Here is a 26,946-nt window from a genome sequence, read left to right as displayed (position 1 = left end):
TCCTCAACATCCGTCTCGGCCTGCTCGCCCGGGTCGACCGCGTGCCAACACGCGCTGCGGCGCGGCGTCAAGACAGATCCCGTGAGGATCAGATCGGCGCGATGAGCACCTCGCGATCCTTGGCGCCGTTGGCCGGCCCGACGAGCCCGCGCTTCTCCATTGCCTCGACCAGCTTGGCGGCGCGGTTGTAGCCGACGCCGAGCTTGCGCTGGAGCCAGGAGGTCGAGCAGCGCCGGGTGTCGGCCACGATCCGCACCGCGGCGTCGTACATGGGATCGGCCTCCGCGTCGGCGGTGTCGGGCTCCTCGCCCTCCTCGTCGCGGGGCCGGAGGATCGCCTCGTCGTAGACCGGCTCCCCCTGGAGCCGGAGGAAGTCGGTGATCTTCTGGACCTCCTCCTCGGAGCAGAACGGGCACTGCACGCGGCGCGTGTCGTTGGAGCCGTTCATCTTGATCAGCATGTCGCCGCGGCCGAGCAGGTGCTCGGCGCCCTGCTCGTCGAGGATCGTGCGGCTGTCCACCTTCTGCGCGACCCGGAAGGCGATGCGCGTGGGGAAGTTCGCCTTGATCATGCCGGTGATCACGTCGACGCTCGGCCGCTGCGTCGCGAGGATCACGTGCATGCCGGCGGCGCGCGCCTTCTGCGCGAGCCGGGCCACGCTCGCCTCCACGTCCTTGCCCTGCTGCATCATCAGGTCGGCGAACTCGTCGACGACGATCACGATGAACGGGATCTTCTCCGGCAGCGCCGCGTCCGACCCGTCCTTCGCCGCGTCGATCTCCACCTCGAGCCCGTCGGCCCCGATCGCGCTCACCTTGGCGGGCGGCTTCGGCGGGCGCGCCTCGCCCCGCTGCACGCGCTCGACCCAGGCGTTGTAGGTCGTGATGTTCTTCGTCCCCGCGTTCGCGAAGAGCTGGTACCGCCGCTCCATCTCGTCGACCGCCCACTTCAGCGCGTTCGCCGCCTGCTTCATGTCGGTCACGACCGGCAGGAGCAGGTGCGGGATGCGGTCGAAGGGCGCGAGCTCGACGACCTTGGGGTCGATCATCAGGAGCCTGAGCTCCTCCGGCGTCTTGCGGAAGAGCAGGCTCACCAGCATCACGTTGAGGCCGACGCTCTTGCCCGCGCCGGTCGCGCCCGCGACGATCACGTGCGGCATCGACGCGAGGTCGGCGAAGTACGGCGTGCCGATGATGTCGCGCCCGAGCACGCACGGCAGCGGCGCCTTCATCTCGACGAAGCGGCGGTCCTCGACGAGCTCGCGCAGGTTGACGGGCAGGCGATGCTCGTTCGGGATCTCGAAGCCGATCCGGTTCTTCCCGGGGATGGGGGCGACGATGCGGACCTTGCGCGAGAGGCCGAGCGCGAGGTCGTCCGCGAGGCCCGCCACCTTCGAGACCTTGGTGCCGGCGGCGGGGGAGACCTCGAACGTCGTCACGGTCGGCCCCGGGTGGATCTCCTCGACCTTGCCGCTGACGCCGTAGTCGGCGAGCGTCTTCTCGAGGAGCTGCGCGGTCGCCTTGAGCTGATCCGCGTCGAGCTGGATGCGCCCGCCCGCGGCCGCGTCGAGCATGTCGGTCATCGGCAGGCGGAAGCCCGCCCCCGTGGCCGGGACGACCTTGACCACGGCCGGCTTCTCGCTGACGAGCTCGCGGCTCGTGTCGACGATCGTGGGCGCGCGCGGCGCGGCGCCCTGAGATCGCTCGGGGCCGCCGGCCGGCGGAGGCTCGCGGTGGGCCACCCGGGCATCCGGCTCGCGTGCAGGCAGGTCACGCGCCTCGTGCGCGGGCAGGTCGCGCGGCCCGCGGACGGGCAGGTCACGGTGGGCCACCCTGGCGTCGGGCTGCCGCGCCGGCAGCTCGCGCACGGGCAGGATGGGCGACGGCGTGGGCACGTCGAGCGCTTCCGGCTCTGCGAACGCGGCCACGCTCTCCTCGTCCGCCGCGTCGAGCTCCGCGGGCTCGACCGCGTCGTCCTCATCGAGCTGCTCCTCCCTCTCGAAGAGGTGCGCCTCGCCCGCGAAGGGCGACTCGTCGTCGTCCCCCAGGGCCGCGTCGACGCGCGGCGCTGCGACGGCCGCGGCGCGGCGCCGCCCAGCGCGGCGCGGTCCGCCGTCGCGCGGCTCGACGGCGCGCTGCGCTCGTTCGCGCGGCTCGACGGCGCGCTGCGCTCCTCCGCGCTCCTCTCCCTCGAACAGCTCGACGAACCGCTGCACCACCTCGCGCGGCGCGGGGCTGTCCTGCGCGACCTCGCGCGGATCGCTCTGCGGCGCCTCCTCTTCCGGTTCCGGCTCGGCGCTGTGGGTGACCACCTCGTGCGCCTCGCCGCCGTGGATCACCACCTCGCGCGGCTCGGCGCTGTGGGTGACCACCTCGTGCGCCTCGCCGCCGTGGATCACCGCCTCGCGCGGCTCGGCTCCGTGCGGCGCCGCCTCGCTCGTCAGGGGCGCGGCCTCGCGCGGATCGCGCACCTGCGCCTTCCGTCCGCGCTTCGGCTTCGGCGGGGCCGCCGGCTCCTGAGCGGCGGCGCCGGTCGGCGCGCTCTTCCACAGGTCGAGCGCCGGCGCCTCGACGCCGGCCGGCTCGATGGGCGTGCTCCTCGCGCCGGGGTCCGAGAGCGGCTCGTCGGCGTCGTCGGCCAGCGCGGCGATGATCGCGTCGGGGCTCGAGTTGCGCGCGATGATCGGCGGCGCCTCCTGCTCCGCGCCCGCCGCCCGCCGCTCCATGTCGCGCGCCGCGGCCCACGCCCCGAAGAGCGCGCGCGCCCAGCCGGCGACGCGCGCCGCGATCGCGACAGCGAGCTGCTCGGCCCGATGCGCGAGCTCGATGAACGAGAACGTCGCGCGGCCCATCAGGATCAGCGCGACGATGGTGAGCCCGATGATGTACGACCCGATGTTCGAGAAGAGCGCGCGCAGCACCTCCCCGAACAGCTCCCCCACGGCCCCGCCGAGCGGCATCGCGCCGAACGCGACCGCCCGCGGGAACGCGACGTGCGAGAGCGCCGCGAGCACCACGACCACAACGATGTCGCCGCTCAGCCGGAACAGGCTCGCGATCGAGCGCTTCGCCCCGAGCAGCGGCATCGCGAGCAGCGCCAGCTCGAGCGGGACGAACCACGCGATGACGCCGACCGCCTCGACCGACGCGCCCGCGAGCGCCGCCCCCACGGGCCCGACCCAGTCCTCGCCCACGAGCTCCGGGCGCAGCGGATCCGCGCGAAACGAGGCGAGCGCCAGCGCGCTGTACAGCGCCGACACCAGCAGGACCAGCGCCGCCGCATCCCGGGCGTAGCTATGCCCCCGCGGCGCCGCAGGACCCGCGACCCCCACCGGACTGGTCCGTGCGGCGCCACGTGCCCCGGACCGCAAGGGCTCACCAGGGCCGGCGGCAGGCTGGGCACGGCGAGGAGCGAACAAGGGGACGTTCATACCTACCTAAACCTACTTTACTCACATATGCGTACTCCGCCACGGGGGCAAGAAGTCTGGCAGGGCTGGTAAGAATCGGGCAAGGGCGGAACAGACGGGCGCGTTCGCGTACCTCCGCGCGCTTGCGTGCGCTTGCGTGCGGGCGCGTGCGCCCGAGCTCGCCGGCGGTGCGGCTCAGCCTTCTCCGGAGCGTGACGGGCGCGGGCGCGGCGAGGGCGCGGCGCGGTGGCGAGATGGAGGGGAGGGGACGACGCCGCGCTGGAGTTCAGGCCCGATCTGGCGGAAACTCACCCGTGCTCCCTTCTCGTCGGCCTTGAAATTCTTTCAAACAGGACGCGGCGGGCGGTACCATCCCCACCCTCCTGGGACGTGCATGGAAACTGTCGAACGAGCAGGGCGGCGCGCTGGCGCTGCGGGCCTTCTTTTGCTGTGCCTCGCCACCGCCGGCATGGGGCTCGCCACCAGCGGGTGTCGCGTCAACGAGAACGACATCCACCGCTGGGAGAGCACCGCCCACGGGCCGGACAAGCTCAGGGCCGTCTTGTTTCACGACAAGTACGACAACTCGCTCCGCGTCGAGGCGGCCACCTCGCTCATCCGCATGAAGCCGCGGCAGGGCCGGCGCGTGGGCATCGGCATCATGGTCGAGACCCTCGCGACCATGGCGCCCGAGGCCCGGCAGCCCATCGTCGCGGCGCTCGTGCCGACGATCATCGCCGAGCTCAGAAAGCCGCCGCCCGTCGCGCAGCCCGGGCAGCCGGTCCCGCCGGACACCTCGTTCCCCTACAAGGACGCCGCGTACGCGATGCTCACGTCCGACCGGACCGTGATCATCGCGGATGAGGGGCTGAAGGAGGGGCTCAAGGCCGCCCTCATCGACTGGGCCATGGCGGACTTCGAGCACCGGCTCGAGGACCGCTCCCAGGCGTACGGGATGGAGCAGCTCCTGCGCTTCATCGGCCCCCCCGCGGTGGCCGGCCTGCCCAAGCTCATGACGCGCGAGGCGAAGCGGCTCGACCAGATGGCGTCGCTCGTGGCCGAGTACGGCGACCCGCAGGCCAAGGAGGCCGCCTCGGCGAACCTGGTCGCCATCGCGAAGTTCGTCACCTCGAGCGACTGGGTCAACGTCAAGAAGCCCGATCTCCAGGCGGCGAACGCCGCGTCGAAGCTCACGCCCACCGAGAAGCAGTTCGAGGCGCAGCTCGCGCAGTACCAGGAGGAGGAGCTCTTCCGGGTCTTCGGCTCGATGAAGAAGCTCGGCGGCCGGCCGTCGGTGGACTTCCTCCTCGCCTTCGCGGCGGACACACAGCAGCCCGAGAAGCGCCGCCAGGCCGCGCTCGCCGCCCTCGAGGGCCGGCTCGATCGCAACAACCCGAGCGACATCCAGCGCATCCTCGAGATCGCGACCGCCGACGCGCCCGACGTGGTGCTCGACCAGGCCTTCCGCCGCGTCGGCGAGATGCCGCGTGAGCTCGTCGTCGAGAAGCTCTACGGCCTCTTCAAGACCGACAAGTGGAAGATCCGCCGCGCCGCCGCCGCGACCATCCTGAAGATGTCGACGGTGAAGCACATCGACGAGTTCATGAGCAGGCTCCCCGACAGCAAGGGGTTCGCCATGCCCGAGGCGCTCACGTACGGCGCGGCGTTCGGCGACCTGAAGGAGGGCTCGCCCCTCGAGGCCCTGAAGAAGCACTTCGCCGCGGGGCCGGCGCCGGCGCGGACGAGCGCCATCGCGTACTACTTCACCTTCGGCACCGCCGCCGACATCGAGGCGGTCAAGCCGCTCGAGGGCGACACAACGCGCGCGCCGGTCTGCGATGCAGACCCGGACTGCAAGTGGGCGTGCGAGGTGCCGAAAGAGGGGTCGAACGAGCGCGAGCTCAGGGACGTGAAGACCGTCGGCGAGTTCGTTCAGTACTGCATCGAGCCGGCCATGCAGGAGCGGAAGCCGGAGGGCGAGAAGAAGTGACGCGAGCGCCGGCTCAGTACGCGAGAATCCCGGGCGACGCCGCGGCGATTCCAGGAGGTCCTGCGCGGCGCCGCGCGCCTCTCGCGCCGCGCTTCGCCGCTGGATCGCCGTGCGATCCGGGCGCAGGTCTCGCGGCGAGCTGCGCGGGTGATCACGGGATCTCACGACGGCATGTTCAGGGTCGCAGCGCGCCATCGGCGCCGCCGAGGGCCATCAGGTTCTTGCAGGGAAGAGGCCGGGAGGAGGCTTCCCAGCGCAATTCATCCTCCATTATCGTTGGGTAGAGATGAGCGCGGATCCGAACAAGAAAAGCGCACGGACGTTCCAGTGTCGCGATGTCCTTTGGGAGACGTTCGAGCAGATGGCGCGCGAGCTCGAGTGCTCCATCGACTACCTCATCAATGAGTCGATGAAGCAGTACGCGCGGCAGCGAAGCTACAGCCCGCGCACGCCTTTTCCGCCGCCCGCCAGGGTCGACGCGCCCCCCGGCTCCGGACAGCAGGCGATCGCGCACGCTCATCAGGCCAATGCGATGCCCCCCAACCCGCCGCTCCAGCCGCCCGGGCTGGCGACGCCGGGCTCGCCGCCGCCCTTCGGCGGGGGCGTCTCGCCGATGGTCGCGCTGCAGCAGCAGCCGGCGGCCGGCGGGTCGCCTTACGGGGCATCGCCCGGCGCGCCCGCCTACGGCGCGCCGTCGCCGCCGTACGGCGTGCCGCCGGTGGGGCCGGGGCCGACGCCGGTCCCGGCGCTCACGCCGCCGCCGCCGCCGCCGGGGCAGGTCCGGCAGGGCGCGCCGCCGCCGCCGCCGCCGCCCGGCAGCAGCAACGCCGGCGGGAAGCGGCCCAGCCTGCCCGTGCCGCCGCCGATCCCGGGCCGCATGGGCCCGCCGCCGCCGCCGCCGACAAGCGTGACCCGCCTCGGCGCGCCGCCGCCGCTCCCGTCTCAGGCCTCGATGTCCGGTGGGCGCCAGAGCATGCCCGGCGCGCCGCCGGGCCGCTCGGGTCCGCCGCCGCCCCCGCCGATGAGCAGCGTGACCGGGTACGCCTCGCCGATCGGACCTCCGGTGTCGCCGCCGTACGGCGTTGCGCCGCCGACGGGCAGCAGCGTGCCGGGCCCGCCGCCGATGGCCATGGGGATGCCGAGCCAGATCCCCGCCGGCCCGGCGCTCGCCGCGTTCTACGCGGGGCAGCGCTTCGTGGTGAACAAGGACCGGTTCATCATCGGGCGCGGCAAGCAGTCGAGCGATCTGACGATCAAGGACCCGAACGTGTCGCGACAGCACGCCATGGTCGAGTTCCTGAACGGCCAGTACTACATGGTCGACATGGGCTCGACGAACGGCGTCGAGTACAACGGCCAGCGCATCGCCCGGAAGGCCATCGTCGAGGGCGACCTCTTCCGGATCTGCGATCACGAAGTGCGCTTCTCGTACCGCTGACCGCGGCAGGTCCTTGAGCGCGCACCGCGTCCCGGGATCCCGCCGCGAGCGGGCGCTGCGAAGCGCCGCAGCGGCGGTCGCCCTCGGCGCGGCGATCTGGGGCGGCGCGGTCTTCGCCGCGCAGCCCCCGCCGTGGGTGCAGGCGGGCGAGATCCCGCTCCCGCCGTGGGTCAAGAGCGCGCGCGTGCTCAAGCGGGATCAGCCGCTGTTCGAGGCGCCGGGCGAGAACGCGCGCCGGCGCGGCTCCGTCGACCGCAACGTGCAGCTCCCCATCTTCGCGGTCCGGCGCGGCGACGGCTGCCTCGGGCGCTGGCTCGAGGTGGGCGCCACCGCCTGGGTCTGCGACGACGCCGTCGAGCTCTCGGCCGCAGGTCCGATCAGCCCGCTGGTGCGCACGTGGCGCGACATGCCGGACGGGCTGCCGTACCGCTACTATTTCGTCGGCCCCGAGGGGACCTTCGGCTATCGCCGGGCGGAGGCGGCCGACATCGACGCGCCGGACGCGCAGCTCGAGCCCGGCTTCGCGGTGGCGATCGTCGAGGAGCGAGCGCAGGGCGGCGCGCGGTACGGCCGCACGAACAGCGGGTTCTGGGTGCCGATGCGCGATCTCGGCCCGGTGCGCGCGTTCGCCTTCCACGGGGTGGATGTGCCCGCGGGCGCCGCGGAGATCGCGACCGCGTGGGTCGCGTCCGAGAAGGCGCCGCTCTACCGGAGGACGGCGGCGGGCTTCGCGCGGACCGAGGAGAGCAAGGCGCGGTTCGAGGTCGTCCCCTACCTGGAAGAGGCGCAGGGCGCGTCGGGGAAGCTCGCGCGCGTCGCGGACGGCGACGGCGCGGCGTGGATCGCGGCGCGCGATCTCCGGCGGCCGTCGGTGGCGCCGCCGCCGCCCGAGGTCGACGTCGACGCGGGCGAGCGGTGGATCGACGTCGAGCGCGCGACGCAGACGCTCGTCGCATACGAGGGGCGGCGCCCCGTGTTCGCGACGCTCGTCTCGACCGGCAAGGGGGCGCCCGGGTCGTCGAGCGTCACGCCGGCCGGCACCTACCGCGTCTGGGCCAAGCTGCTCACCTCGGACATGGACAACCTCGAGGACGAGGGCGCCGATCGCTACTACCGGATGGAGGACGTCCCTTACGTGCAGTATTTCTCGAAGGGCGTCGGGCTGCACGGCGCGTTCTGGCATCGCTCGTTCGGCCAGGTGCGGAGCCACGGCTGCGTGAACCTGGCCCCGCTCGACGCGCAGCGGCTGTTCTGGTGGACGTCGCCCCGGCTCCCCGCCGGATGGACAGCGGTCCTCCCCACGGCGCACGCGCCAGGGACCGTGGTGCGCGTGCGATAGCTGCGGGCGGCGGAACCTCGCGCGCGGGAGCCGGGGCGCGAGGCGCGCGTGCGACGGCGGCGGGTAGCGGGGGAGACATCGCGGACGGGCGAGGCTCCGTGAGAGGAGCGCTCGACCGGCGCAGCAGAGAGGGCGAGGGGAGGCGGGGGGAGCAGCAGCGAAGCCGGGCCCGTTGGGCGCGGCGAGCGCTGGCTCAGGGGGCGATCTTGCCCTGGAGGAAGAAGGCGATGACCCAGGAGAGGAGCACGAGCGACTCGATGAGCGCCAGGCCGAGGATCATCGGGGTCTGGATACGGGCCGCAGCGCCCGGGTTCCGGGAGATGCCCTCCAGGGCGGCCGCCGCAGCGCGCCCCTGGCCCATGGTGCCGCCGAGGGCAGCGATGCCGATCGCGAATCCAGCCGCGACGGCGAGCCACGAGTTCGCGTCGTACTTGTTCGACGCCGCGCCATCCTGCGCCAGCGCCATAGCGGGAACCAGTACCAGCGCCGTGCCGACAACGGCGGACAGCGACAGCTTGCTCTTCAGCGACATCCGAATCTGCTCCTTTCAAGCCACACAACCCGCGCGGGGCTGCATGCGTAACATCTGCGTGGGTCGGGGGCTCCGCGGGCGGCCCCCCATCGAGCTCCGGGGATCGCTCCCGGGACCTCGCAACTGCATCGGTAGGGGACGCGCTTCCGCGATCCACCCACCTCTCTGGGGCAACCCATCGACAGCGGGGCCCCTCTAATCCGTTTTTCGAGGGCTGGCTAGCCTTCTCTTCACTCCCGAGCGCTGTTCTCTGCGGCGCCGGCAGGTCTCGACCGAGCGGTCAGGCGAGGCGTTCAGTGGTGATCCGCCTTCTCCGTCGCGAGCCCGATGTAGATGCAGCTCAGCAGGCAGAACACCAGCGTCTGTACGGTGATGACGATGATCGCCAGGAACATCAGCGGCACCGGGACGAACAGCGCGACGAGCCCGAGGAAGATGCTCGCCACGAGGTGATCGACAGCGATGTTGAGCATGAGCCGGATCGAGAGGGTGACCGGGCGGACGCAGGTGGAGATGACCTCGATGGGGAAGATCAGCGGCGCCAGGTACCACTTCGGTCCGGCGAGGTGAGCGATGTAGCCCCAGCCGTTCTCCTTCAGCCCGTAGTAGTTGAAAAGGACGAACACGACGACAGCGCACCCGATCGTGACGTTCAGGTTCGAGGTCGGCGGGTTCACCCCCGGGATCAGCGCCGACGCGTTCGAGAAGAAGACGAACGCGGCCGAACCGCCGATGAGCGGGAAGTACCGCTTCGCGTTCACGGGCCCCATCACGTCGCGGGCCATCCCGTAGAAGTAGCCGAAGAACGCCTCGAAGAACGTCCGCAGCGTGAGCTTGTCCTCCGGGATCACGGACTCGTTCAGGCGCCGGTACTGCGAGCGCACCTCGCTGGCGAGGAGCACGAACAGCACGATGATGAGGAGGCTCATGAAGATCGGCTCGGTCCCGCGGTAATCCACGGTGTGGTGACCGATGAACGTCTTGCCGATGTTGCGAGCGTTCTCCCGGAGCCCGGGGAGCTGCGCCAGGAGGTACGTGAGGAACCCTGTATGCTCAGGCATGGCTTTCGTCGTCGATGCGCCGCGCTGGCGGCCGCGCGGCTGTGCTGACACGGCCGCGAGCGCTCGCGCGCCTTGAAGGAGTTCGCCCTCGGTCGAGGGGGCCTCGCCTCTACCACAACTCGCCCACGATGGGCACCCTGGAGCGCGCCAGGTCCGCTCCAGGTGACATCAGGTAGCGCGCTGGTCGTCCCCGGCGCGGCGCCGGCCTCCGCGGGACATCAGCCGGGGGCGCTCGGCGGGGCCCCCTCCGCAGGAGGCTTCGGTCCGAACAGCGTCCCCAGGCTGATGCCGACCACGAGGGAGGCGTAGCCGACCATCAGGGCGACCCCCGAGACGGCCTCGCTCTTCAGGATGAGCCACACCCCGCCCATCAGGGCGGTGAGCTTCACCATCGCGATCACCGTCCACGACACGGTGTGGCCCCGGCGCGAGATGAACGCGTCGACGATGCGGGCGAAGACGTAGAGGTTCGCCGTGGCGATCGCGCCCCCGATGGCGACGCCGAGCGCCGCGCGCACGCCGTACGCGAGCAGCCCGGCCACGGACAGGACAGCGGCGGTGCCGGCGACCCAGCGGAGCACGGCACGCATGGTCGCGTCCCCGACCCCCGGCTGCTCCTCCGCGTCGGGCTCCCTGCGCGGCGGCTCGTCGCCGCGTGCCCCGGATCGTCGCTCAGCGCTCATCGTGCTCCTTCGCGGGCTGCCGCTCGTCGGGATCGAGGGCGACGTTGCTGGAAGCCGCCCGCCGGTCGTCCTCCGGCGCGCGATCGTCCTGCCGCGCCCTCCGGTCCTCGAACATCGGCGCGGGGTTCCCCTGCTCGCGCTCCTCCCGCGCCGCCTCGGCCTGCATCTCCTTCCACGCTCGATGGACCGCCTTGCCGGCGGCGCCGAGCCCGAAGAAGAACCAGAGCACCGACATCAGCGGATCGGTCCCGAGCTTCCCGTCGAGCCAGCGGCCGATGAACAGGCCGAGCAGGATGCTCAGCACCACCTCGAGGCCGATGGTCCCGTAGCTTCCGACGGCCTTCCAGTCCTGCTTCATCAGGGGATCCGATCACCCGGCAGTACCTGGGTGCCTCAGGTCGCGATTACAAGCGGTCCCGGACGAGGTCAACCGCCGTCGGGCGCTCGGCCCGGGGCGCCGCCGCTACGGGCGCCGCGCGATCAGCGCTTCGAGCGAGGACCGCATCGCCCGCGCGGCCTTGCCGCGGTGGCTCACGAGGTTCTTCTCGGCCTCGCCGAGCTCGGCCATCGTCCGTCCGTAGTCCTCCACGACGAACAGCGGATCGTAGCCGAATCCGCCCGCTCCCCTGGGCTGCCGGCCGATCCAGCCTTCGCAGCGCCCCTCGGTCACGATCGGCGGCTGCTCGGATCGCGGGTCGAGCAGCACCATCACGCAGCGGAAGCGCGCGCGACGCTGGTCGTCCGGCACGCTCGCGAGCGCCGAGAGCAGCGCCTCGTTGTTCTCCGCGTCGGTCGCGCCCTCCCGCGCGAAGCGGGCCGACCGCACGCCCGGCCGGCCGTCGAGCGCGTCCACCTCGAGCCCCGAGTCCTCGGCGAGCGTCACCATCGACGACCGGAGCGCGCCGGCGCGCACCTTGAGGAGCGCGTTCTCGAGGAACGTCTCGCCGTCCTCGACGACCGCCGGCGCGCCCGGCAGCGCCTCCGCGAGCGAGAGCACCTCGATCGGGAGATCGGCGAGCAGCGACCGCAGCTCCGCGAGCTTTCCCCGGTTCGAGGTCGCGGCGAGCAGGCGCATCGGCCCCCGGCTCACGCGACCCTCCAGTGGTCCGTCTGGAACAGCTCGGAGAGATCGACGCCGGCGTCGGCCAGCGCCCGGTGCTGCGCGCTCGCGAGCGACGCCACGCCCGCGAGCGCGAGGTCGATCATGCTGTCGAGCTCCGTGCGGGGGATGGCCTCATCCTCAGCGGTCGCCTGGACCTCGACGATCGAGCCGACCGCCGTCGCCACGACGTTCATGTCGACGCGCGCCGCGCTGTCCTCCGTGTACACGAGGTCCAGGGCGAGCCCGCCCGGGAGGTGGCCGACGCTGATCGCCGCCACCTGATCGCGGAGCACCGGCCCCTTGAGCGCGCCGGCCGCGCGCAGGCGATCGAGCGCCAGCGCGAGCGCCACGAACCCGGCCGTGATCGACGCGGTCCGGGTGCCCCCGTCCGCCTCGAGGATGTCGCAGTCGATCGCGATCGTCTGCTCGCCGAGCTGCTTCAGATCGACCGCCGCCCGGAGCGCGCGCCCGATGAGCCGCTGGATCTCCTGCGTGCGGCCGCTCGGGGCCTTGCCCCGCCCGTCGCGCGACTCCCTGCGCGCGGGGCTCGATCGCGGGTGCATCTGGTACTCGGCGGTGAGCCACCCCGCGCCCTTGCCCATCATCCAGGCGGGGACGGTGGGATCGACCGACGCCGTGCAGAGCACGACCGTCCTCCCGGCCCGGTAGAGGACGGATCCCTCTGCGTTGCGGTGGAACCCGAGGATCATCTCCACGGGGCGGTGGGCGTCGAGGGGGCGACCGTCAGGGCGATTCACGAGCGCCGCCTTAGCACATCTCCGGCGTGGCACGGCCGCGCCTCGCGGCGGCGCGCAGGAAGCGCCGCGGGCCGCGGCCGCTACATCCCGAACCAGGGGCCCGGATCGATCACCTCGGCGCCGCGCCTCAGCTCGAAGTAGAGCTTCGCGCCGTCAGGCCCGCTCGCGACCGTGCCCACCCGCGCCCCGCCCGGGAGCTGATCGCCGGCGCGCACGTCCACCGCGCCGAGGCTGGCGTACACCGAGTAGTGACGCTCGCCGTGATCGACGATCACGGTGAGCCCGTAGTCCGCGTAGCTGTCGGCGAAGGCCACCCGCCCCGCGGCCACGCTGCGGACCGGCGCGCCGTCCAGCGCGGTGAGCTCGACGCCCGGCCCGCCGACGCCGCGGCGCGACACCTTGCGCACCTCGGCGCGCCCGGCGATCGGGAAGGGGAGCCGCCCGTGGAGCGAGCGGAAGCCGGCGCGGCGATCGAGCTCGGCGGGCCCCACGTCCGCCCCGTAGATGGCGACGTGGTCGGGGCGGACGCTGGTCGCGAACGCGCGCGCGAACGCGGCGCGGCGCTCCTCCTCCTGGGCCAGCGCGACGCGGGCGCGGTTCATCGCCTCGCGGTGCACCTCGAGGGGCGCGCGCTCCGCGCCGAGGTGCGTGAGGCGATCGGCGAGCTCGGCGCTGCGCCGGGTCAGCTCGGCCTCGCGGGCGAGATCGCGCTCGAGGGCGAGCCGGGTGCGCTCCACGCGGGCGGCGTGGTCGACCAGCGCGTCGAACCCGCCGCCCACAGGGAGGAAGCCGGCGCGCACGTGGCGGTAGTACGCGCGCCCGCGCGCGATCATCCGCCGGCGCGTGACCTCCAGCGCGGGGCCGATCGCGTCGAGCTCCGCGCGCAGCGCCTTCTCCTCGGCGTCGAGCTTCGCGAGCAGCCGGTCGAGATCGTTCTCCGCCAGCGCGGAGCTCGGGCGCGGGGCCGGCGCCCTCGCGGCGGGCGAGGGCGCGCGCGCCGCCGCCGTCGATGACGTCGAATCGAGCGCCGGGACCTCCGCGCCGCTCGTGGCGGCGCCGGTCAGGAGCGCCAGCGCGATCGGCGCGATCCGGGCGCGGCGCCTCACACCGCCACCATCTTGCGCAGCGTGAGCAGCGCCGTCGCGGCGCCGAGCGCGGCGCCGAGGGTGACCATCCCGAGCGCGACCGGCCAGGGCAGGAACGACGGCGAGACGCCGAGCAGGTTGGCGAGCTCGTGATCGAAGCGGCCCCGCACCATCAGGAACAGCGCCCCCAGCATGAGCAGCGCGCCCGCCGCGCCGGCGGCGCCCTGCGTGGCGCCCTCGACGATGAACGGCCGGCGCACGAAGCCGTCGGTCGCGCCGACCAGCTTCAGCACCTCGACCTCGATCTTCCGGCGGTGCAGGAGGAGCCGCATCGTCGAGCCGATGACGCTGACGACGGCGCAGAGGACGATCGCCGCGAGGCACGCGCTCGCGGCCACGCCGCCGCCGAGGAGCGACGAGAGCCGCTCCGTCCAGCGCTGGTACGTCTCCACCGTGTCCACGGCCGGCAGCGCGCGCAGCTTCACGGTCATCGAGGCGAGCGCCTCGTCCGAGATCTCCTCGGTGAAGCCGACCTCGAGCGACGCGGGGAACGCGCTCGGCGGCAGCGCGGCGAGCGCCTTGTCGCCGTCGTCGTGCACCACCTCGCGCCGCGCCTCGGCGCTCGTCACGAGCCGGACCTTCTTGACGCCCTGGGTGCCCTCGAGCGCGCGCGTGAGCTCCGCGGCCTCCGCGTCGGTCGCGCTGTCGCGCAGGTAGATCGTGGCGCGGCCGGCGCGCGACCAGCGATCGCGCACCGCCACGAGGTTCGTGACAACGAGGAGGGCCGACGCGAGGCAGACGAACGCGACCGCGAGCGAGAAGATCGACAGCGCCTGCAGGCGCCAGTCGCTCCTCCCGGCCCGCCAGGTGCGAAGCCGCCTCCGCCGATCGTCACGTTCGCTTGTCTGCATCCGGTCCCTCTATCGGTCGATCGCCTGGGCGGCGCCCTCGGCCTACGCCGCGCCGCGCACGCCGCTATCCATCTCGTCCTCGTCCTCGCCGCCGGCGAGGTCGCCGCCGCCGAGGCCGTGGGGCACGTCGGTCGCCTTGCCGTCGTCGAGCACCACCACGCGCCGCGGGCGCACGTCGAGCAGCGTCCGATCGTGCGTCGCGAACAGGACCGTCGTGCCGGTCTCGTGGATGTCCTCGAACAGCCCGAGCAGATCGATCGCGAGCTGCGGGTCGAGGTTGCCCGTGGGCTCGTCCGCGAGGATCAGCGTCGGCTCGCCGACGATCGCCCGCGCGATCGAGACGCGCTGCTGCTCGCCGCCGCTCAGCACCTGCGCCCGGTCGCCGCCGCGCCCCGAGAGCCCGACGCGCTCGAGCGCCTCGCCGACCCGGGTCCGGAGCAGGCGCGACGGCAGGCCGAGCACCTCCAGCGTGATCGCCACGTTGTCGAACACCGTCCAGCTCGGGACCAGCTTGAAATCCTGGAAGACGAAGCCGATGTTGCGCCGCAGCGCCGGGATCGACGTGTCGGTCAGGCGCGCGATGTCCCGGCCGAGGAAGAGGATCCGGCCGTCGTCCACGCGCTCGGTGCGGTGAACGAGGCGGAGGAGCGTGCTCTTGCCCGAGCCGCTCGGGCCGGTGATGAACACGAACTCGCCCCGCTCTATCGAGAGCGACATCCCGCGCAGCACCGGCTGGTCCGCGCGGTACGACTTATATACGTCCTCGAACACGAGGATCGGCCGGCGCGCGGCGGACGCGTCGTAGCGGTGGCCGGGCCGGAGCGCGGGTCGAAAAGAGCCTTGCGGGGGGGGCGCCGCCATCGGACCCTTCACCTATCAGCCTGCTCGGACACGGAAAACTTTTCGGCCGAGGCGCGGAGGGGCGACCCCTCCGGATCGCCTTTTTCGGCCTCCCGCTCGCGGCGTTGCTGCTCCACGCCGACGGCCACGAGATCGCCCTCGCCGCGATCAGCCGCGCCGACGCGGTGGGGCTCCGCCGCGCCGGCCGCGTCTTCGGGTTGCGCCTCCTGATGCGCCCCGACGTCGAGCGCGCCGAGCTCAGGTCGCGCGTCGAGGCGCTCGCGCCCGACCTCCTGGTGAGCTGGTTCTGGACCACGCGCCTGCCGATGTCGCTCGTGAGGGCGGCGCGGCTCGGGGGGATTGGCGTGCACCCCTCGCTGCTCCCGCGCCACCGCGGCCCGGACCCGACGTACTGGGCGATCGCCTCGGGCGACGCCGAGAGCGGCGTCACGGCGCACCGGATCGAGGCGGAGTACGACACCGGCGACATCCTCGACCAGGAGCGGCTCCCGATCGACCCGGCGTGGACCGCCTGGCAGCTCGCCCGCGCCCTGGATCGCCCGAGCCTGCGCGTGCTGCGACGCACGGTCGCCCGGTTCGCGCGCGGCGAGGAGGTGGCGGGCGTCGCCCAGGACCCGGCGCTCGCGACGGCGGCGCCCGCGCCGGACGACGAGGCGTGCGCCATCTGCTGGTCGTGGCCGACGGAGCGCGTCCTGCGGCACGTCCGCGCGCTCGCGCCGGCGCCGGGGGCATGGACGGAGATCGAGGGCGCCTGCGTCATCGTCCTGCGGGCGGCGCCGGCGCCGGGCTTCGCGGAGGCGCTGGCGCCGGGCGAGGCGGTGTCCCAGGGCGGGGTGGTCGTCGTGCGGACGGGCGACACGGCGGTCGCGTTGCTGGAGGGGGAGATCGACGGCGAGCCGGCGTCGGCGGGGGAGCTCGCGGCGCTCGTCGCGTCGGGCGCCGCGAGCGGGTGACCGCCGGCCGGGGCGCGCCCGGCGGCCGTGGCCAGCGGGCGCGCCTGGCCGGCTCACGGGCCATCGAATCCTGAACCTGCGCGCGCGCGACCGCGTAGGATGCGCCCCTCGGAGGATTCATGTCGGAACCCGCGCAGCTTGCGAAAAGCGCCCGCGAACTGCTCGCGGCGGCGCTCAATGCGCTCCAGTCGAACGGGGGAGTGTCGCCTCAGGTCGAGGCGCTCGCAGAGCCGATCGCGCAGGCGATGGGCATCATGCACCGCATCGAGCGCTCCGGGGGGCAGACCCTCGACGGCAGCGATGTCGCGCTCGGCCACGTGCGCGACGTCCTGAACCGCCTGCAGAGCGTCACCGTGGCCGATCCGGTGGTGGACGTGCTGATGGAGCACGTCGCGTCGTCGCTGAGCAAGGTGCACGCGCTGAGCAGAGCGCAGGCGGCCGGCGCGCAGGCGCCCGTGGCCGCGCCTGCGCCCATCGCCGTCGCTGCGCCTGCGCCCATCGCTGCGCCTGCGCCCGTCGCTGCTCCTGCGCCCATCGCTGCGCCCGCGCCCGTCGCTGCTCCTGCGCCCATCGCTGCGCCCGCGCCCGTCGCGGTGGCCGCGCCGCCGCCGGTCGCCGTCGCTGCTCCTTCGCCCATCGCTGCGCCCGCGCCCGTCGCTGCGCCCGCGCCGCCGCCGGTCGCCGTCGCTGCTCCTCCGCCCGTCGCGGTGGCCGCGCCTCCCGCGCCGGTGGCCGCTCCTCCGCACCTCCAGCAGACGCTCCCCTCGCCGCAGCAGCCCCGGCGCGCGCCCGCCCCGCAGGCTCACGCGGACGCGCGCAGCGCGCCGCCGTTCCAGGCCACGCTGCAGTCCGTCGACAACCGCGCGGCCGCCGCTGTCGTCGACGTCGAGCTCGGCGCTCTGACGCCGTCGAATTTTTACAAAGGGCTCGCTGGCAACGACGTCGTCGAGCACGGCGGGATCTTCGTCGCGACCTACAAGATCCCGCCGATCGGCACGGCCATGACCCTGCGCGTCCGCTTGCCGGGCAACTACGAGTTCACCGCGCTGGCCACGGTCCGGTGGACGCGCGAGGCCGGCGGCTCGAGGGACTCGGCCGAGCCCGGCTTTGGCGCCCGGATCACGCAGATCTCGGCGGAAGGGCGCCAGCTCGTCTCCCGGTTCACGCGCAACAGGGAGCCGCTCTTCTACGACGACCTCTGACACCGCCACGCCGCGTCGATCCCGGTGAATCTCCTTCCCATGCGGCCCGGCTCGCGAGCGAGCCGGCCGCTCCACCGCGCAGCCTCCGTCCTCTGTGCCGCCGTCCTCGCGGCGACGCTGCTGCTCGCGCCGCGGCCCGCCCGGGCGACAGGCGACCCCGACCTCGCGTTCTGGACCTACGAGACCGCGCACTTCCGCGTGCACCACCCGCAGGGCCTCGAGCCCATCGCGGCGCGCATCGCCTCGCTCGCCGAGACGATCTACGGGCGCGTCGAGGACGCGCTCGGCTACGCCCCGAAGGGCCGCACCGAGATCGTGATCACCGACGACTCCGAGAGCGCGAACGGGTCGGCCGGCACGATCCCCTACAACGCGATCTCCCTCCTCGTGTCCGGGCCCGAGGACCTGTCGACGCTCGGCGACTACGACGACTGGTACCTCGACCTCGTCACGCACGAGTTCACGCACATCGCGCACATCGACAACACCTCGGGGATCCCGGCGCTCCTGAACGCGATCGTCGGCAAGTCGTTCTCGCCGAACCAGGTGCAGCCGCGGTGGATCATCGAGGGCCTCGCGGTGGTGAGCGAGAGCCATCACACGAGCGGCGGCCGCATGCGCTCGACCGTCTTCGACATGTACCTGCGCGCCGACGTGCTCGCGGACAACATCGCGGGGCTCGATCAGATCTCGAGCTCCCCGGTCCGCTGGCCGCAGGGAAACCTCTGGTACCTCTACGGCTCGAGGTTCCTCGGCTGGATCCTCGACGTCTACGGCCCCAACACGATGCGCGCCGTCTCCGCCGACTACGGAGCGTCGATCGTCCCGTGGGGGATCAACCGCGCCATCCGCCGCGTGACGGGCAGGACGTACGTCGATCTGTACGAGGGCTGGAAGGACCACCTCCGCCGGGTCTACCGGCAGCAGGTGGCCGCCGTCGAGGCGCGCGGGCTCCGCGAGGGGGCGCGCCTCACCGATCACGGGCGCATCGTGCACTACCCGCGGTTCGTGCCGCCCGTCGCGCGCCGGGGCGCCGCCGACGAGATCGTCTACTACCGCGACGACGGCCACGACCGCCGCGGCATCTACCGCCTCTCCCTCGCCGCGCCCGCGCCCGGGAGCGCGCGCCCCGAGGCGCTCCTCGCGCGCACCAGCTCCGCCTCGCGGCCGGCCTTCACGCCGGCCGGCGACCTGATCTTCACGGCGCTCATGCCGTGGCGCAACCAGTACTACCGCGACGACCTGGTCCTCCTGCCGCGCGGCGAGGCGGCGCCCGACGGCGACGAGCCCCGGCGCCGCCGGCTGACCCACGGCCTCCGCTCCTCGGCGCCTGACGTGAGCCCGACCGGGGACCACGTGGCCTTCTCCCTCAACAGCAAGGGCACGCGGTACCTCGAGATCGCGCGCCTCTCCAGGGACGGCGTCCTCTCGGAGCGGCGCGACCTCGTGCCGAGCGCCCGCTTCGAGCAGGCCTACTCCCCGTCGTTCTCGCCCGACGGCAAGCTCCTCGCGTACAGCGTCTGGACCGCCGGCGGCTACCGCGACATCCGCGTGGTGGACGTCGCCACGGGCAGCTTCCGCCAGGTGACGCGCGATCGCGCGACCGACATGAGCCCGGTCTGGTCGCCCGACGGCCGGACGCTCTATTTCACCTCCGACCGCACCGGCATCCACAACGTCTACGCCTGCGAGCTCTCGACCGGCGCGCTACGGCAGGTCACCAACGTGAGACTCGGGGCCTTCCAGCCGGCGATCAGCCCCGATGGCAAGACGCTTGTCTATGTCGGGTACACCGCCCGGGGCCACGACCTCTTCGTCATGCCGCTCGATCCGGCGCGCTTCCTCCCGGCGCCGCCGCCCCCGAGCGACCGCCCCGATCCCGCGACCGAGGCCTCGGCGATACGGATCGAGCGAACGCCGTACAACCCGCTCCCGACGCTCGCGCCGCGCGCGGTCACGCTCGACTACGCGCCAGGGAGCTACGGCTCCAACGCGCTGACGGTGAGCGTGACCGGCTCCGACATCGTCGGCCGGCACGCGATCTTCGGGCAGCTCACGGTCCAGCCGGACGCGCCGGCCCCGGACGTCCTGCTCGGGTACAACTACGGGCGCCTGCCCGTCGACCTCGGCGTCCGCGGGTACTACGTGACATCGCCGCGCCGGGGCTACCGCATCGGCGGCCGGGACATCACCTACGACGAGCGCGCGATCGGCATCGTCTCGGGCATCAGCTACCCGATCCGCGGCGAGTTCTCGCGGCAGACGCTGAGCGCGTCGTTCAGCAGCGTCGGCTTCAAGGGCAAGCTCCCCATCGGCAAGAACATCGACCCCTACGCGCCCCGGACCATCCTCCCGCCGCAGGGCACGCTGAACCTCGCGCACCTCGGCTATGCGTTCTCGAACGCCGAGGGCTCGCTCGACGCGGCCGGCGCGGTGCGCGGCGTGGCGATGAACGCCGGCCTCGATTACGCCGGCCGCGAGACGGGCAGCAGCTACACGACCTATGCGTTCTCGACGGCCCTGAGCGCCTACGTGGCGATGCCCTGGTCGCGCGACCACACCCTCGCGTTCCGCGTCGCCGGGGCGGTCTCGGGCGGCAACTTCCCTCGGGGCGGCGCCTACGCGGTCGGCGGGTACGATCTCGAGAACCTCACGCTCGTCGACACCCTGCTCACGGGGGTCACGAACAGCTCTTTCACGCTCCGCGGCTACGCGCCGGGCGTGATGTCCGGCCGCTCGTATTTCTCGCAGACCTTCGAGTACCGCGTGCCCGTCGCCCAGCCGGATCGCGGCCTCTCGACGCTGCCGATCTACCTGCGCCGCATCGACGCGAGCCTCTTCCTCGACCACGGCGGCGCGTTCAACCGCTTCGAGACCGACGACCTCGCGCTCTTCACGAACGGGAGCCTCCTCTACTCGCCCCAGCTCCACACCTCGGTCGGCGGCGAGGTGTGGTTCAGCTTGAACCTCGGGTACGTCGCCTTCTCGCAGCTACGCTTCGGCTACGCTTACGGCCTGAGCGAGCGCGCGATCCCCGGCGGCCAGCTCTATTTCGTCGCGACGAACTCGTTCTGAGCGCCGCGCGCCCGCGGGAAATTTGCCCGTGCGGGCCGCTTCGCCCACGGTGCTCGGCCATGCGCCGCGTCCTCCTCGCCTTGAGCCTCCTCCCCCTCGCCGGCTGCGGCATCGCCCCGAGCAACTCCCAGCGTCTCACCGAAGCCGCGCTCGAGATGAACACGGCGACCCGGTTCGGCCGCATGGATGTGGCGCTCGAGCGCGTGGGCTCGACCGCTCGCCAGGACTTCATGAGCCGCCACGCCGCGTGGGGCACCCGCCTCCGGGTCGTCGACGTGGAGTTCGGCGGCTTCGAGATGGTCCAGCGCGACGAGGCCGAGGTCTACCTCGACGTCCTCTGGCTGCGGAACGACGAGTCCACGGTCCGCACCACCCGGATCGCCCAGCGCTGGCGCGACGCGCGGGGCCACTGGGAGCTGATCGGCGAGGAGCGGCGAGACGGCGACGTCGGGCTCCTCGGCGAGCCCCCGCCCGCGGCGGAGGAGGCCGGCGAGGCGTCGAGCGCGGTCGACACGGGCCGGAAACAGGGCCTGAGCCTCCACACGCGCGTCATTCGAGATGAGTGAGCGCCGCCGCGGATGCCTGAGGCGCGCGGCGGCGCGCTGGGGACCGCGCCGGGCTCGAGCTCCTCGCCGGCCGGCGCGATGTCGGTGATCGGCGGGACCGCGCGGCAGCGGCGGTCCCCCGCGTGGCCGGCGTGCCGGCCACGCACCCGTCAAGCAGACGGCGCAGGGCTGGCGGGCGTGCTGCTCTTCGCAGCCCGGGGCTTCTTGGCCTTTCCGGCGACCTCGGTCGTGGCCCTCGTCAGCTTGCTGCGCTTGGCGCGCTCCTTCTTGGCAGCCTGCGCCTTGCGGCGCCTCATCTTCATCGACTGGCGACGATCGCGCTTGCCCATCTGCTTCAATCTCCTCACGGTCGGGGGCACGGGCGCGGCATCGTGAAGACAGCTCGCCAGGCGAGCCCCATCCTGCAACCGTGTGGATGGACTACCGCGGGGCCCCTCAAAGGGAGCGGGAATGTGCCCAAGAGCGAATGGGAGCGCAAGGGGCAATGCGCGCGGAGGCGCAGTTCTCGAGCTAGACGCGTGTGCAGTGTCCCGCGCGCGCTCTGGTGGCTTCATCGTCGCGTCGTCGCGTCGTCGCGTCGTCGCGTCGTCGCGTCGTCAGCGCGGGGCCGGCGCGATCTCGCGCTGCGCGGCCGCGCCCGGCTGGTTCAGCCCCCGACCGCGCCGTCCAGCGCGACCTCGCGGCCGCGGACCTCGAGGCGGTACCGGGAGTTCACGGTCTCTATGTAGAAGACTTCGCGCCCGGCGAGACGCAACACGCGCTTGACCGGGGTCGTCACGTATTCATGCATTCCATCGGAAAACTCGATGACGATGACCGAGCCTTTCCGTGGTGCACGGACGAGCCGGCCAACGACTGCGCGCGATCCCCGGCCGAGCTTGCGGAGCACAACCTGCACAACAGAGATGCTAGCACGCAGATCTCGGCCGAGCACAAGCTGCACAAGCAGCGCCTCTCGCAACTAGGTCCCACCCTGGCCCAGGGTGTCCGGCTGCATAGGAGCCGCCCGGACCTGCGCGCCGCGGACGGCGAGCGGGTGTAGGGGGGCCGGCTCCTGGGCGGAAAAGTTCTGTAAATCAATGGTCCAGGCGCCGCATACAATGGTTCAGCATACCTTGCCGGCCGCCGAGCGGGCGCGACGACTCGCCGCGTCGTCTGTCGCCAGGGCGGCGAGCCGCGGGCCGGGCGGAACGAGGCGAACGCTCTCAGCCTTGCCGCGGGGGCGCACAGGCTAGGCGATCGCTGGTCCGATGCCCAGCCCGATCGGGCGCAGCGGCGCTGCGCCGCGCCCGTGTGGCGGGCGCTCCGGTCCCAGGTGCCGCCGGCTGCGTCGCGCGGCGTGAGGCAATGCGGGCCGGGTCGGATCCGGCGCCGAGGTGCGTCGGCGGACGTCAGCGGCGCTTGGCTGTCGCGCCCGTCCGATTGTTCGGATCGCTGACGCCGGGCGCGCCCTGATCCGCGAAGTAGGTGCGGAGCATGTCGCACGCCACGTTGGTCGCTTTCACCCGCCATTTCGCGCCGTTCGCGACCATCACGGAGATCGCGACCTCCGGCTTGCGGCTCGGGGCGAAGCCGACGAACCACGTGTAGAAAGGTCCCTCGGGCGTCGGCTTCGTGAGCGTCCCCGTCTTGCCCGCGACGCGGATATCCGGGAGGTACGCGCGACCGTTGCGATCGTGGAACGATCGGTAGCTCGTCCCGTTATCCACCGTCGCCTCCATCATCGTGGTCACGGCGCTGGCCGTGCTCTCGTCCATCACGCGCTTGAGCACCTGCCGCTCGCTCGCGCCCTGGTAGATCTCGCCGACCTCGTCCTGGACGCTCGACACGACGTGGAGCCGGATCATCTCGCCGCCGTTGGCGACGATGGTCGCCAGGTTCGCCCCCTGGAACGGCGAAAGCGTCGTATTCCAGAAGCCCGCCGCGGTCCGCGCGAAGCCGAGCTCGTCCTCCGGCAGCGCGATCGTGCTCGTCGCGACCTTCACGTCGAACGGCGTGTCCTGCCCCCAGCCGAGCTTCGCGGCCACGGCGCCGAGCTTCTCGTGATCGAGGTTCTTGGCGGCGAGGCGCGCGAACACCGTGTTGATGCTCCGGCCCATGGCCTGCCCGAGCGTCGCGCAGTACTTGTCGCGCCGCTTGTTGTCGATCATGTCGGCGGGCCGGATCGAGTGCTCGCCGCCCGAATAACACTGCTTGGTGCTCGGGCTCAGGCCGGCCTCGATGAGCGCGGTGCCGGTCACGACCTTGAAGATGCTCGCCGACGGCGCGGTGGCCTCGGCGGCGACGTCGTGGAGCGCCCCCTCGTTCACGTAGCTGGCCCAGACCAGCACCTTCCCGGTGCGGATATCGGTCATCACGACAGCGCCCTCCGGGACCTGGCCCGCCCGCAGGAAGCCGAGCGCCGCGCGCTGGTACATCGGGTTGATGGTCAGCTCCGCGACGCGGCCGCCGTGCGCCGGCGCCGTCGGCGGGCTCCGCCGGTCGTCGATGCGCGTCAGATCGAGGTCCGTGAGCGGCGGCGGCGTCACCTTCCGCGTGATCGTCGGCCCGCCGGCGGTCGTCTTCTTGGCGAGCAATCCCCCGAGCTGGACGTCGTGCTCGCGCAGCATGGGGAGGGTCACGGCAACGAGCCCGACGGCCGCGCCGACGGCGATCCACTGACGCATGTCGCGCATGGCCGACGGGTACCCCGCCGCGGCGCGCTGGGCCAAAATTGAGGCGCGCCCCCGGCCGGCGGGCGCGGGCGGCGCGGCGCGGCGCCGCCCAGCGCGGTGCCCGGCGATATTCGTTGGAGGGCAAACGATCGAGCGGCGCGGCCGCGTCGCCGGCCGCGCCGAGGAGGGCAGCGCCGCGGCTCAGAAGGACAGGCCGAGCCGGGCGCCGAGCTCGTGGAGCGCGTGCGCGTCGGCCCGCTTCAGGGTGTTGCCAGGCACCCGGAGGAGGTTCTCGTCCGATCCGCTGCCCGGCGTCAGGTAGGCGTTGTAATTCACGCTGAGCCGCACGTTCTTCGTGTGCCAGTAGTTGGCGGCGACGCCGATCTGCAGGACGTCGAGATCGGTGCCCGGCCCTCCCTCGGCGCCCGGCGTGTCGTCGTCGTGCTCGCTATCCTTGCGGGTCGCGCCGTCGTACGTCGCGTTGATCCCCGAGAGGAGCGCCGCGACCTCGAGCCCCGACTTCGGCTTCTCGGGCTCCTTCGTCAGATCGACCTTCGCAGGGCGCGGGCTGTACCCGGGATCCCCGGTGACGAAGGCGTCGCCCACGGGCCACGCGGAGAGCTGCACGTACCAGCCGAGGCCCTTCACCCGGCCGAGCCGCTCGGTGTTGGTGAGCTGATAGCCCTCCACGGCCTCGCGGGTGTTGTTCGCGAGGTAGTACGCCTCCGCCCGCAGCTCGACCATCTTGATGGGCAGCCGCAGCTCACCGCCGATCGCGTTCTGCGCGCCCGACGGGATGACGTGGATCTGCCGGTCCAGCGAATCCCTGTAGCCGCCGCTCCAGAGCGTGTACCCCTGCCCCGTCCTGATGGGCGCGTAGTCGTATCCCACGTAGTCCTGGTCGCGCTCTCCGTGCTGCGCGCTGATACCGATCTGCGCCTTGGCGAGCAGCCCCTTCTTGTCGCCGGCGAACGGGCGCGCGAACACGCGGCCGATGAAATCGGGCGGGGCGTCGACGCCGGGCCGGTTCTGGCCGTCGCCGGCGACCACGCCGATGCCGTAGCCGAGCATCCTGTCGGCGACGTCGCCCCACGCCATCACCCCGATGCTCTTGGCCTCCGGGTGGGCGAAGCTCCGGATCGCGATGTTGCGCTCCATGAACGTGATGGCGTTGCTGCTCGTCTGGGTCTCGATCCCGAACGGCGAGCTGAACTGCCCGAACATGAAGTTCAGCGCCGGCAGGACCGAGTAGTTGATCCAGACGTCGGCGAGCGCCACGTTCGGGCTCGTGGTCTGCACCGGGGCGAAGCGCGCGGTCTCGGCCCTCGGCGCCTGGCCCGCCGGCGCGGCGGAGGTCTCGGCCCTGCCGTTGGCGTTCCCGAGCGCCTGGCCGGCGAAGTCGACGTCGAGCTTGAACGACCATCGCTTCAGGAACTCGCCGTCGAACTCCAGGCGGGCGCGACGGACGAAGAAGCGCGGCTGCAGCGCGTTCCCGCCGTCGGCCGCGCCCACGTCCGAGACCCCGCGGCCGAAGCTGCTCTGGAAGTCGAGGTGCATCCGGGCCTTCGGGTAGAGCCGGAAGGTGTCATTGGCGTCCCGGAGGAAGAAGCCGCCGTGCCACCCCGCGAGCGGCTGCTGCTCCGTGACCACGGCCGCATCGGCCATCGGCGCGAACACCGGCGGGGGCGGCGGGGGCGGCGCCGTGGCCGCAGCCGCTCCAGGAGGAGGGGGCGGCGGGACCTGAACGGCGGGCGGCTGCGCTTGCTCCGGCGCTGCAGGCGCAGCGTCGGCGGGCGGAGCCGGCGGCGCCGCGCCTGCGGCGCCAGCGGGCGGGGCCGCAGCCGGGGGCGGGGCCGGGGCCGGGGCCGGGGCCGCGGGCGGCGTCGGCGCCGGTTGCGCCGGGCCCTGGGGCCCAGGCTGTGCTAGCGCCGAAAGGCCCGACAGCGTAACGGTCATGCCCAGCAACGCTGATGTAGCTAACCTCATGCAGTTCTCCCTTGTGCGGCTCGCCCGCGCGCCTGAATCCACCATGGACCCCGCAGCAGGATTATGACCTGGACGTTACGATTCTGTGTAAGCCAGTGGACGCGCGGGCATCACAATCACGTAGAGGGTGGGTGGGTCAAGAGCCCGCTCCGATGGGACGGTCGCGTCGGCGAAGGAGCGCCGGGGCAATTTCCGGGAAGGATCACGCGATGACGACGAGCGTGCGGATCACGGCGGATGTCGAGGTGCTCGACAACAGCACCTTGGTGGCCCTCGCGGGGCCTGGAAACGAGAACCTGAAGCTCATCGCGCGCACTCTTGGCATCGAGTCGGGCGTTCGAGGCAACACGATCCGGCTGGCCGGGGACGCCGACAAGGTCGCGCTCGCGGAGCGCTGCCTCGCGGAGGCCGCGCAGATGCTGAGGAGCGGCGTGGTCCTCGATCCCCAGGACTACGTGCGCGGGGTGCAGGCGCTCCGGGACGATCCGGCGATGACGCTGCGCGAGCTGTTCGAGGATGTCGTCCTGATCTCGGCGCGCCGCCGGCCCATCTCGGCGAAGGGGCTGGCGCAGAAGCGGTACATCCAGGCGATCCGATCGAACGACATGACGTTCGGCATCGGGCCGGCGGGTACGGGCAAGACCTACCTCGCGATGGCGATGGCGGTTCATGCGCTGCTCGAGCGTCGTGTCAAGCGGATCATCCTGACCCGCCCCGCCGTCGAGGCGGGAGAGCGGCTCGGCTTCCTGCCCGGCGACCTCGCCGAGAAGGTGAATCCGTACCTGCGTCCTTTATATGATGCTCTCCACGACATGATGGACGCGGACAAGGCGCAAGGCCTCGTGACGCGCGGCCAGATCGAGGTCGCCCCGCTGGCCTTCATGCGCGGCCGCACGCTCAACGATTGCTTTGTCATCCTCGACGAGGCGCAGAACGCGACGAGCGACCAGATGCGCATGTTCCTCACCCGCCTCGGCTACGCGTCTCGCGCTGTGGTGACGGGCGACGTCACGCAGGTCGATCTCCCGCACGGCGCGCGCAGCGGCCTCGCCGAGGCGCGCGAGCTTCTCGCGGGGATCGAGGGCATCGCGATCTGCTCGTTCACCGAGGTCGACGTCGTGCGCCACCCGCTCGTGCAGCGGATCATCGTGGCGTACGAGCAGCGCGACGCCGAGGTGGCGCGCCAGCGCGAGGAGCGGCGCGAGGAGCGGCGCGAGGCGGCGCGCGGCGGCCCGCGCGGCGGCGCGCCGGCGGGAGAGGCCGGGGCTGCGCCGCAGGGGCGGCCGCCGACGGACGAGCCGGGCGGAGCTGGCGCCGCGAGCTGACGCGAGGCGCCGCTGG

The 26,946-nt window shown here is 72.6% G+C and carries 22 protein-coding genes; 8 read left to right on the top strand and 14 right to left on the bottom strand.

The genetic code is table 11. From position 1 onward, the window contains the following. Positions 1-88: 88 nt before the first annotated feature. Positions 89-3,331, bottom strand: a complete 3,243-nt coding sequence (locus WMF42_RS39400; protein ID WP_437688272.1) for a DNA translocase FtsK 4TM domain-containing protein — start codon at positions 3,329-3,331, stop codon at positions 89-91. Between the two features lie 523 nt (positions 3,332-3,854). Here WMF42_RS39400 and WMF42_RS39395 point away from each other — a divergent pair. The 3 genes from WMF42_RS39395 (at position 3,855) to WMF42_RS39385 (ending at position 8,176) form a co-directional block, all read left to right on the top strand. Then, positions 3,855-5,399 carry a hypothetical protein gene (locus WMF42_RS39395; protein ID WP_437688271.1) on the top strand — a complete coding sequence of 515 codons (1,545 nt, stop codon included), beginning with the start codon at positions 3,855-3,857 and terminating at the stop codon, positions 5,397-5,399. Between the two features lie 361 nt (positions 5,400-5,760). Next, complete coding sequence (locus WMF42_RS39390) at positions 5,761-6,837, top strand: FHA domain-containing protein (protein WP_437688270.1); 1,077 nt, start codon at positions 5,761-5,763, stop codon at positions 6,835-6,837. A 13-nt stretch (positions 6,838-6,850) separates the two neighbouring features. Further along, positions 6,851-8,176, top strand: a complete 1,326-nt coding sequence (locus WMF42_RS39385; RefSeq protein ID WP_437688269.1) for a L,D-transpeptidase — start codon at positions 6,851-6,853, stop codon at positions 8,174-8,176. Positions 8,177-8,369: 193 nt separating this feature from the next. Here WMF42_RS39385 and WMF42_RS39380 read toward each other — a convergent pair whose 3' ends face one another. From WMF42_RS39380 to WMF42_RS39340, 9 genes are all read right to left on the bottom strand, one after another. Continuing rightward, positions 8,370-8,708 (bottom strand): ATP synthase F0 subunit C, encoded by a 339-nt coding sequence (locus WMF42_RS39380; protein WP_012240589.1) that lies wholly within the window; start codon positions 8,706-8,708, stop codon positions 8,370-8,372. Positions 8,709-9,001: 293 nt separating this feature from the next. Further along, positions 9,002-9,769 carry a F0F1 ATP synthase subunit A gene (gene atpB / locus WMF42_RS39375; RefSeq protein ID WP_061612580.1) on the bottom strand — a complete coding sequence of 256 codons (768 nt, stop codon included), beginning with the start codon at positions 9,767-9,769 and terminating at the stop codon, positions 9,002-9,004. Positions 9,770-9,987: 218 nt separating this feature from the next. Beyond that, complete coding sequence (locus tag WMF42_RS39370; RefSeq protein ID WP_061612579.1) at positions 9,988-10,452, bottom strand: ATP synthase subunit I; 465 nt, start codon at positions 10,450-10,452, stop codon at positions 9,988-9,990. After that, a complete protein-coding gene (locus WMF42_RS39365; RefSeq protein WP_061612578.1) occupies positions 10,442-10,810 on the bottom strand; it encodes an AtpZ/AtpI family protein in 369 nt (122 codons plus the stop codon). The genes WMF42_RS39370 and WMF42_RS39365 overlap by 11 nt, the downstream gene beginning before the upstream one ends. A gap of 105 nt (positions 10,811-10,915) precedes the next feature. After that, on the bottom strand, positions 10,916-11,542 hold the full coding sequence (rdgB, locus tag WMF42_RS39360) for an RdgB/HAM1 family non-canonical purine NTP pyrophosphatase (RefSeq protein WP_081427028.1): 627 nt from the start codon (positions 11,540-11,542) through the stop codon (positions 10,916-10,918). Further along, complete coding sequence (rph, locus tag WMF42_RS39355; RefSeq protein WP_061612576.1) at positions 11,539-12,312, bottom strand: ribonuclease PH; 774 nt, start codon at positions 12,310-12,312, stop codon at positions 11,539-11,541. Before rph ends, rdgB begins: the two co-directional genes overlap by 4 nt. A gap of 80 nt (positions 12,313-12,392) precedes the next feature. Continuing rightward, positions 12,393-13,418: a murein hydrolase activator EnvC family protein gene (locus WMF42_RS39350; RefSeq protein WP_437688268.1), complete on the bottom strand. Its 1,026-nt coding sequence runs from the start codon at positions 13,416-13,418 to the stop codon at positions 12,393-12,395. Beyond that, positions 13,415-14,308, bottom strand: coding sequence for a cell division protein FtsX (locus WMF42_RS39345; RefSeq protein WP_061612574.1), 894 nt, complete (start codon positions 14,306-14,308; stop codon positions 13,415-13,417). The genes WMF42_RS39350 and WMF42_RS39345 overlap by 4 nt, the downstream gene beginning before the upstream one ends. A 42-nt stretch (positions 14,309-14,350) precedes the next feature. After that, positions 14,351-15,169 (bottom strand): cell division ATP-binding protein FtsE, encoded by an 819-nt coding sequence (locus WMF42_RS39340; RefSeq protein ID WP_063815982.1) that lies wholly within the window; start codon positions 15,167-15,169, stop codon positions 14,351-14,353. Positions 15,170-15,273: 104 nt separating this feature from the next. Here WMF42_RS39340 and WMF42_RS39335 point away from each other — a divergent pair, with 104 nt between their 5' ends. The 4 genes from WMF42_RS39335 to WMF42_RS39320 all read left to right on the top strand — a co-directional run bounded on the left by WMF42_RS39335 (position 15,274) and on the right by WMF42_RS39320 (position 20,965). Then, positions 15,274-16,122 (top strand): methionyl-tRNA formyltransferase, encoded by an 849-nt coding sequence (locus WMF42_RS39335; protein WP_437688267.1) that lies wholly within the window; start codon positions 15,274-15,276, stop codon positions 16,120-16,122. Positions 16,123-16,241: 119 nt separating this feature from the next. Next, positions 16,242-17,324, top strand: a complete 1,083-nt coding sequence (locus WMF42_RS39330; protein ID WP_437688266.1) for a hypothetical protein — start codon at positions 16,242-16,244, stop codon at positions 17,322-17,324. A gap of 39 nt (positions 17,325-17,363) precedes the next feature. Further along, a complete protein-coding gene (locus WMF42_RS39325) occupies positions 17,364-20,399 on the top strand; it encodes a BamA/TamA family outer membrane protein (protein WP_061613220.1) in 3,036 nt (1,011 codons plus the stop codon). Positions 20,400-20,458: 59 nt separating this feature from the next. Next, positions 20,459-20,965, top strand: coding sequence for a hypothetical protein (locus WMF42_RS39320; protein WP_061613219.1), 507 nt, complete (start codon positions 20,459-20,461; stop codon positions 20,963-20,965). A gap of 149 nt (positions 20,966-21,114) precedes the next feature. On the opposite strand, the gene WMF42_RS39315 is transcribed toward WMF42_RS39320, so the two are convergent. The 4 genes from WMF42_RS39315 to WMF42_RS39300 form a co-directional block, all read right to left on the bottom strand. Beyond that, entirely contained in the window at positions 21,115-21,294 is a 180-nt protein-coding gene (locus WMF42_RS39315; RefSeq protein ID WP_155799110.1) for a hypothetical protein, read from the bottom strand. Positions 21,295-21,611: 317 nt separating this feature from the next. Then, the gene (locus WMF42_RS39310; RefSeq protein ID WP_148314458.1) at positions 21,612-21,908 is read right to left on the bottom strand and encodes a hypothetical protein; all 297 of its coding nucleotides are present in this window, start codon (positions 21,906-21,908) and stop codon (positions 21,612-21,614) included. A 448-nt stretch (positions 21,909-22,356) separates the two neighbouring features. Then, positions 22,357-23,640: a penicillin-binding transpeptidase domain-containing protein gene (locus tag WMF42_RS39305; protein WP_061613216.1), complete on the bottom strand. Its 1,284-nt coding sequence runs from the start codon at positions 23,638-23,640 to the stop codon at positions 22,357-22,359. A 180-nt stretch (positions 23,641-23,820) separates the two neighbouring features. Continuing rightward, positions 23,821-25,284 carry a porin gene (locus WMF42_RS39300; protein ID WP_437688265.1) on the bottom strand — a complete coding sequence of 488 codons (1,464 nt, stop codon included), beginning with the start codon at positions 25,282-25,284 and terminating at the stop codon, positions 23,821-23,823. Between the two features lie 530 nt (positions 25,285-25,814). Here WMF42_RS39300 and WMF42_RS39295 point away from each other — a divergent pair. Then, on the top strand, positions 25,815-26,930 hold the full coding sequence (locus tag WMF42_RS39295; RefSeq protein WP_437688264.1) for a PhoH family protein: 1,116 nt from the start codon (positions 25,815-25,817) through the stop codon (positions 26,928-26,930). Positions 26,931-26,946 lie beyond the last annotated feature (16 nt).

It is taken from the genome of Sorangium sp. So ce176 (assembly GCF_051519835.1).
GTDB lineage: Bacteria > Myxococcota_A > Polyangia > Polyangiales > Polyangiaceae > Sorangium > Sorangium cellulosum_G.
This window is presented reverse-complemented; position numbering and strand designations above follow the sequence as displayed.

Excerpts from the sequence above, each read along its gene's own strand:
- WMF42_RS39390 (WP_437688270.1), top strand. The coding sequence starts at position 5,761 with ATGGCGCGCGAGCTCGAGTGCTCCATCGACTACCTCATCAATGAGTCG.
- WMF42_RS39380 (WP_012240589.1), bottom strand. The coding sequence starts at position 8,708 with ATGTCGCTGAAGAGCAAGCTGTCGCTGTCCGCCGTTGTCGGCACGGCG.
- atpB (WP_061612580.1), bottom strand. The coding sequence starts at position 9,769 with ATGCCTGAGCATACAGGGTTCCTCACGTACCTCCTGGCGCAGCTCCCC.
- WMF42_RS39370 (WP_061612579.1), bottom strand. The coding sequence starts at position 10,452 with ATGAGCGCTGAGCGACGATCCGGGGCACGCGGCGACGAGCCGCCGCGC.
- WMF42_RS39365 (WP_061612578.1), bottom strand. The coding sequence starts at position 10,810 with ATGAAGCAGGACTGGAAGGCCGTCGGAAGCTACGGGACCATCGGCCTC.
- WMF42_RS39345 (WP_061612574.1), bottom strand. The coding sequence starts at position 14,308 with ATGCAGACAAGCGAACGTGACGATCGGCGGAGGCGGCTTCGCACCTGG.
- WMF42_RS39340 (WP_063815982.1), bottom strand. The coding sequence starts at position 15,169 with ATGGCGGCGCCCCCCCCGCAAGGCTCTTTTCGACCCGCGCTCCGGCCC.
- WMF42_RS39330 (WP_437688266.1), top strand. The coding sequence starts at position 16,242 with ATGTCGGAACCCGCGCAGCTTGCGAAAAGCGCCCGCGAACTGCTCGCG.
- WMF42_RS39325 (WP_061613220.1), top strand. The coding sequence starts at position 17,364 with ATGCGGCCCGGCTCGCGAGCGAGCCGGCCGCTCCACCGCGCAGCCTCC.
- WMF42_RS39320 (WP_061613219.1), top strand. The coding sequence starts at position 20,459 with ATGCGCCGCGTCCTCCTCGCCTTGAGCCTCCTCCCCCTCGCCGGCTGC.
- WMF42_RS39315 (WP_155799110.1), bottom strand. The coding sequence starts at position 21,294 with ATGGGCAAGCGCGATCGTCGCCAGTCGATGAAGATGAGGCGCCGCAAG.
- WMF42_RS39305 (WP_061613216.1), bottom strand. The coding sequence starts at position 23,640 with ATGCGCGACATGCGTCAGTGGATCGCCGTCGGCGCGGCCGTCGGGCTC.
- WMF42_RS39300 (WP_437688265.1), bottom strand. The coding sequence starts at position 25,284 with ATGGCCGATGCGGCCGTGGTCACGGAGCAGCAGCCGCTCGCGGGGTGG.
- WMF42_RS39295 (WP_437688264.1), top strand. The coding sequence starts at position 25,815 with ATGACGACGAGCGTGCGGATCACGGCGGATGTCGAGGTGCTCGACAAC.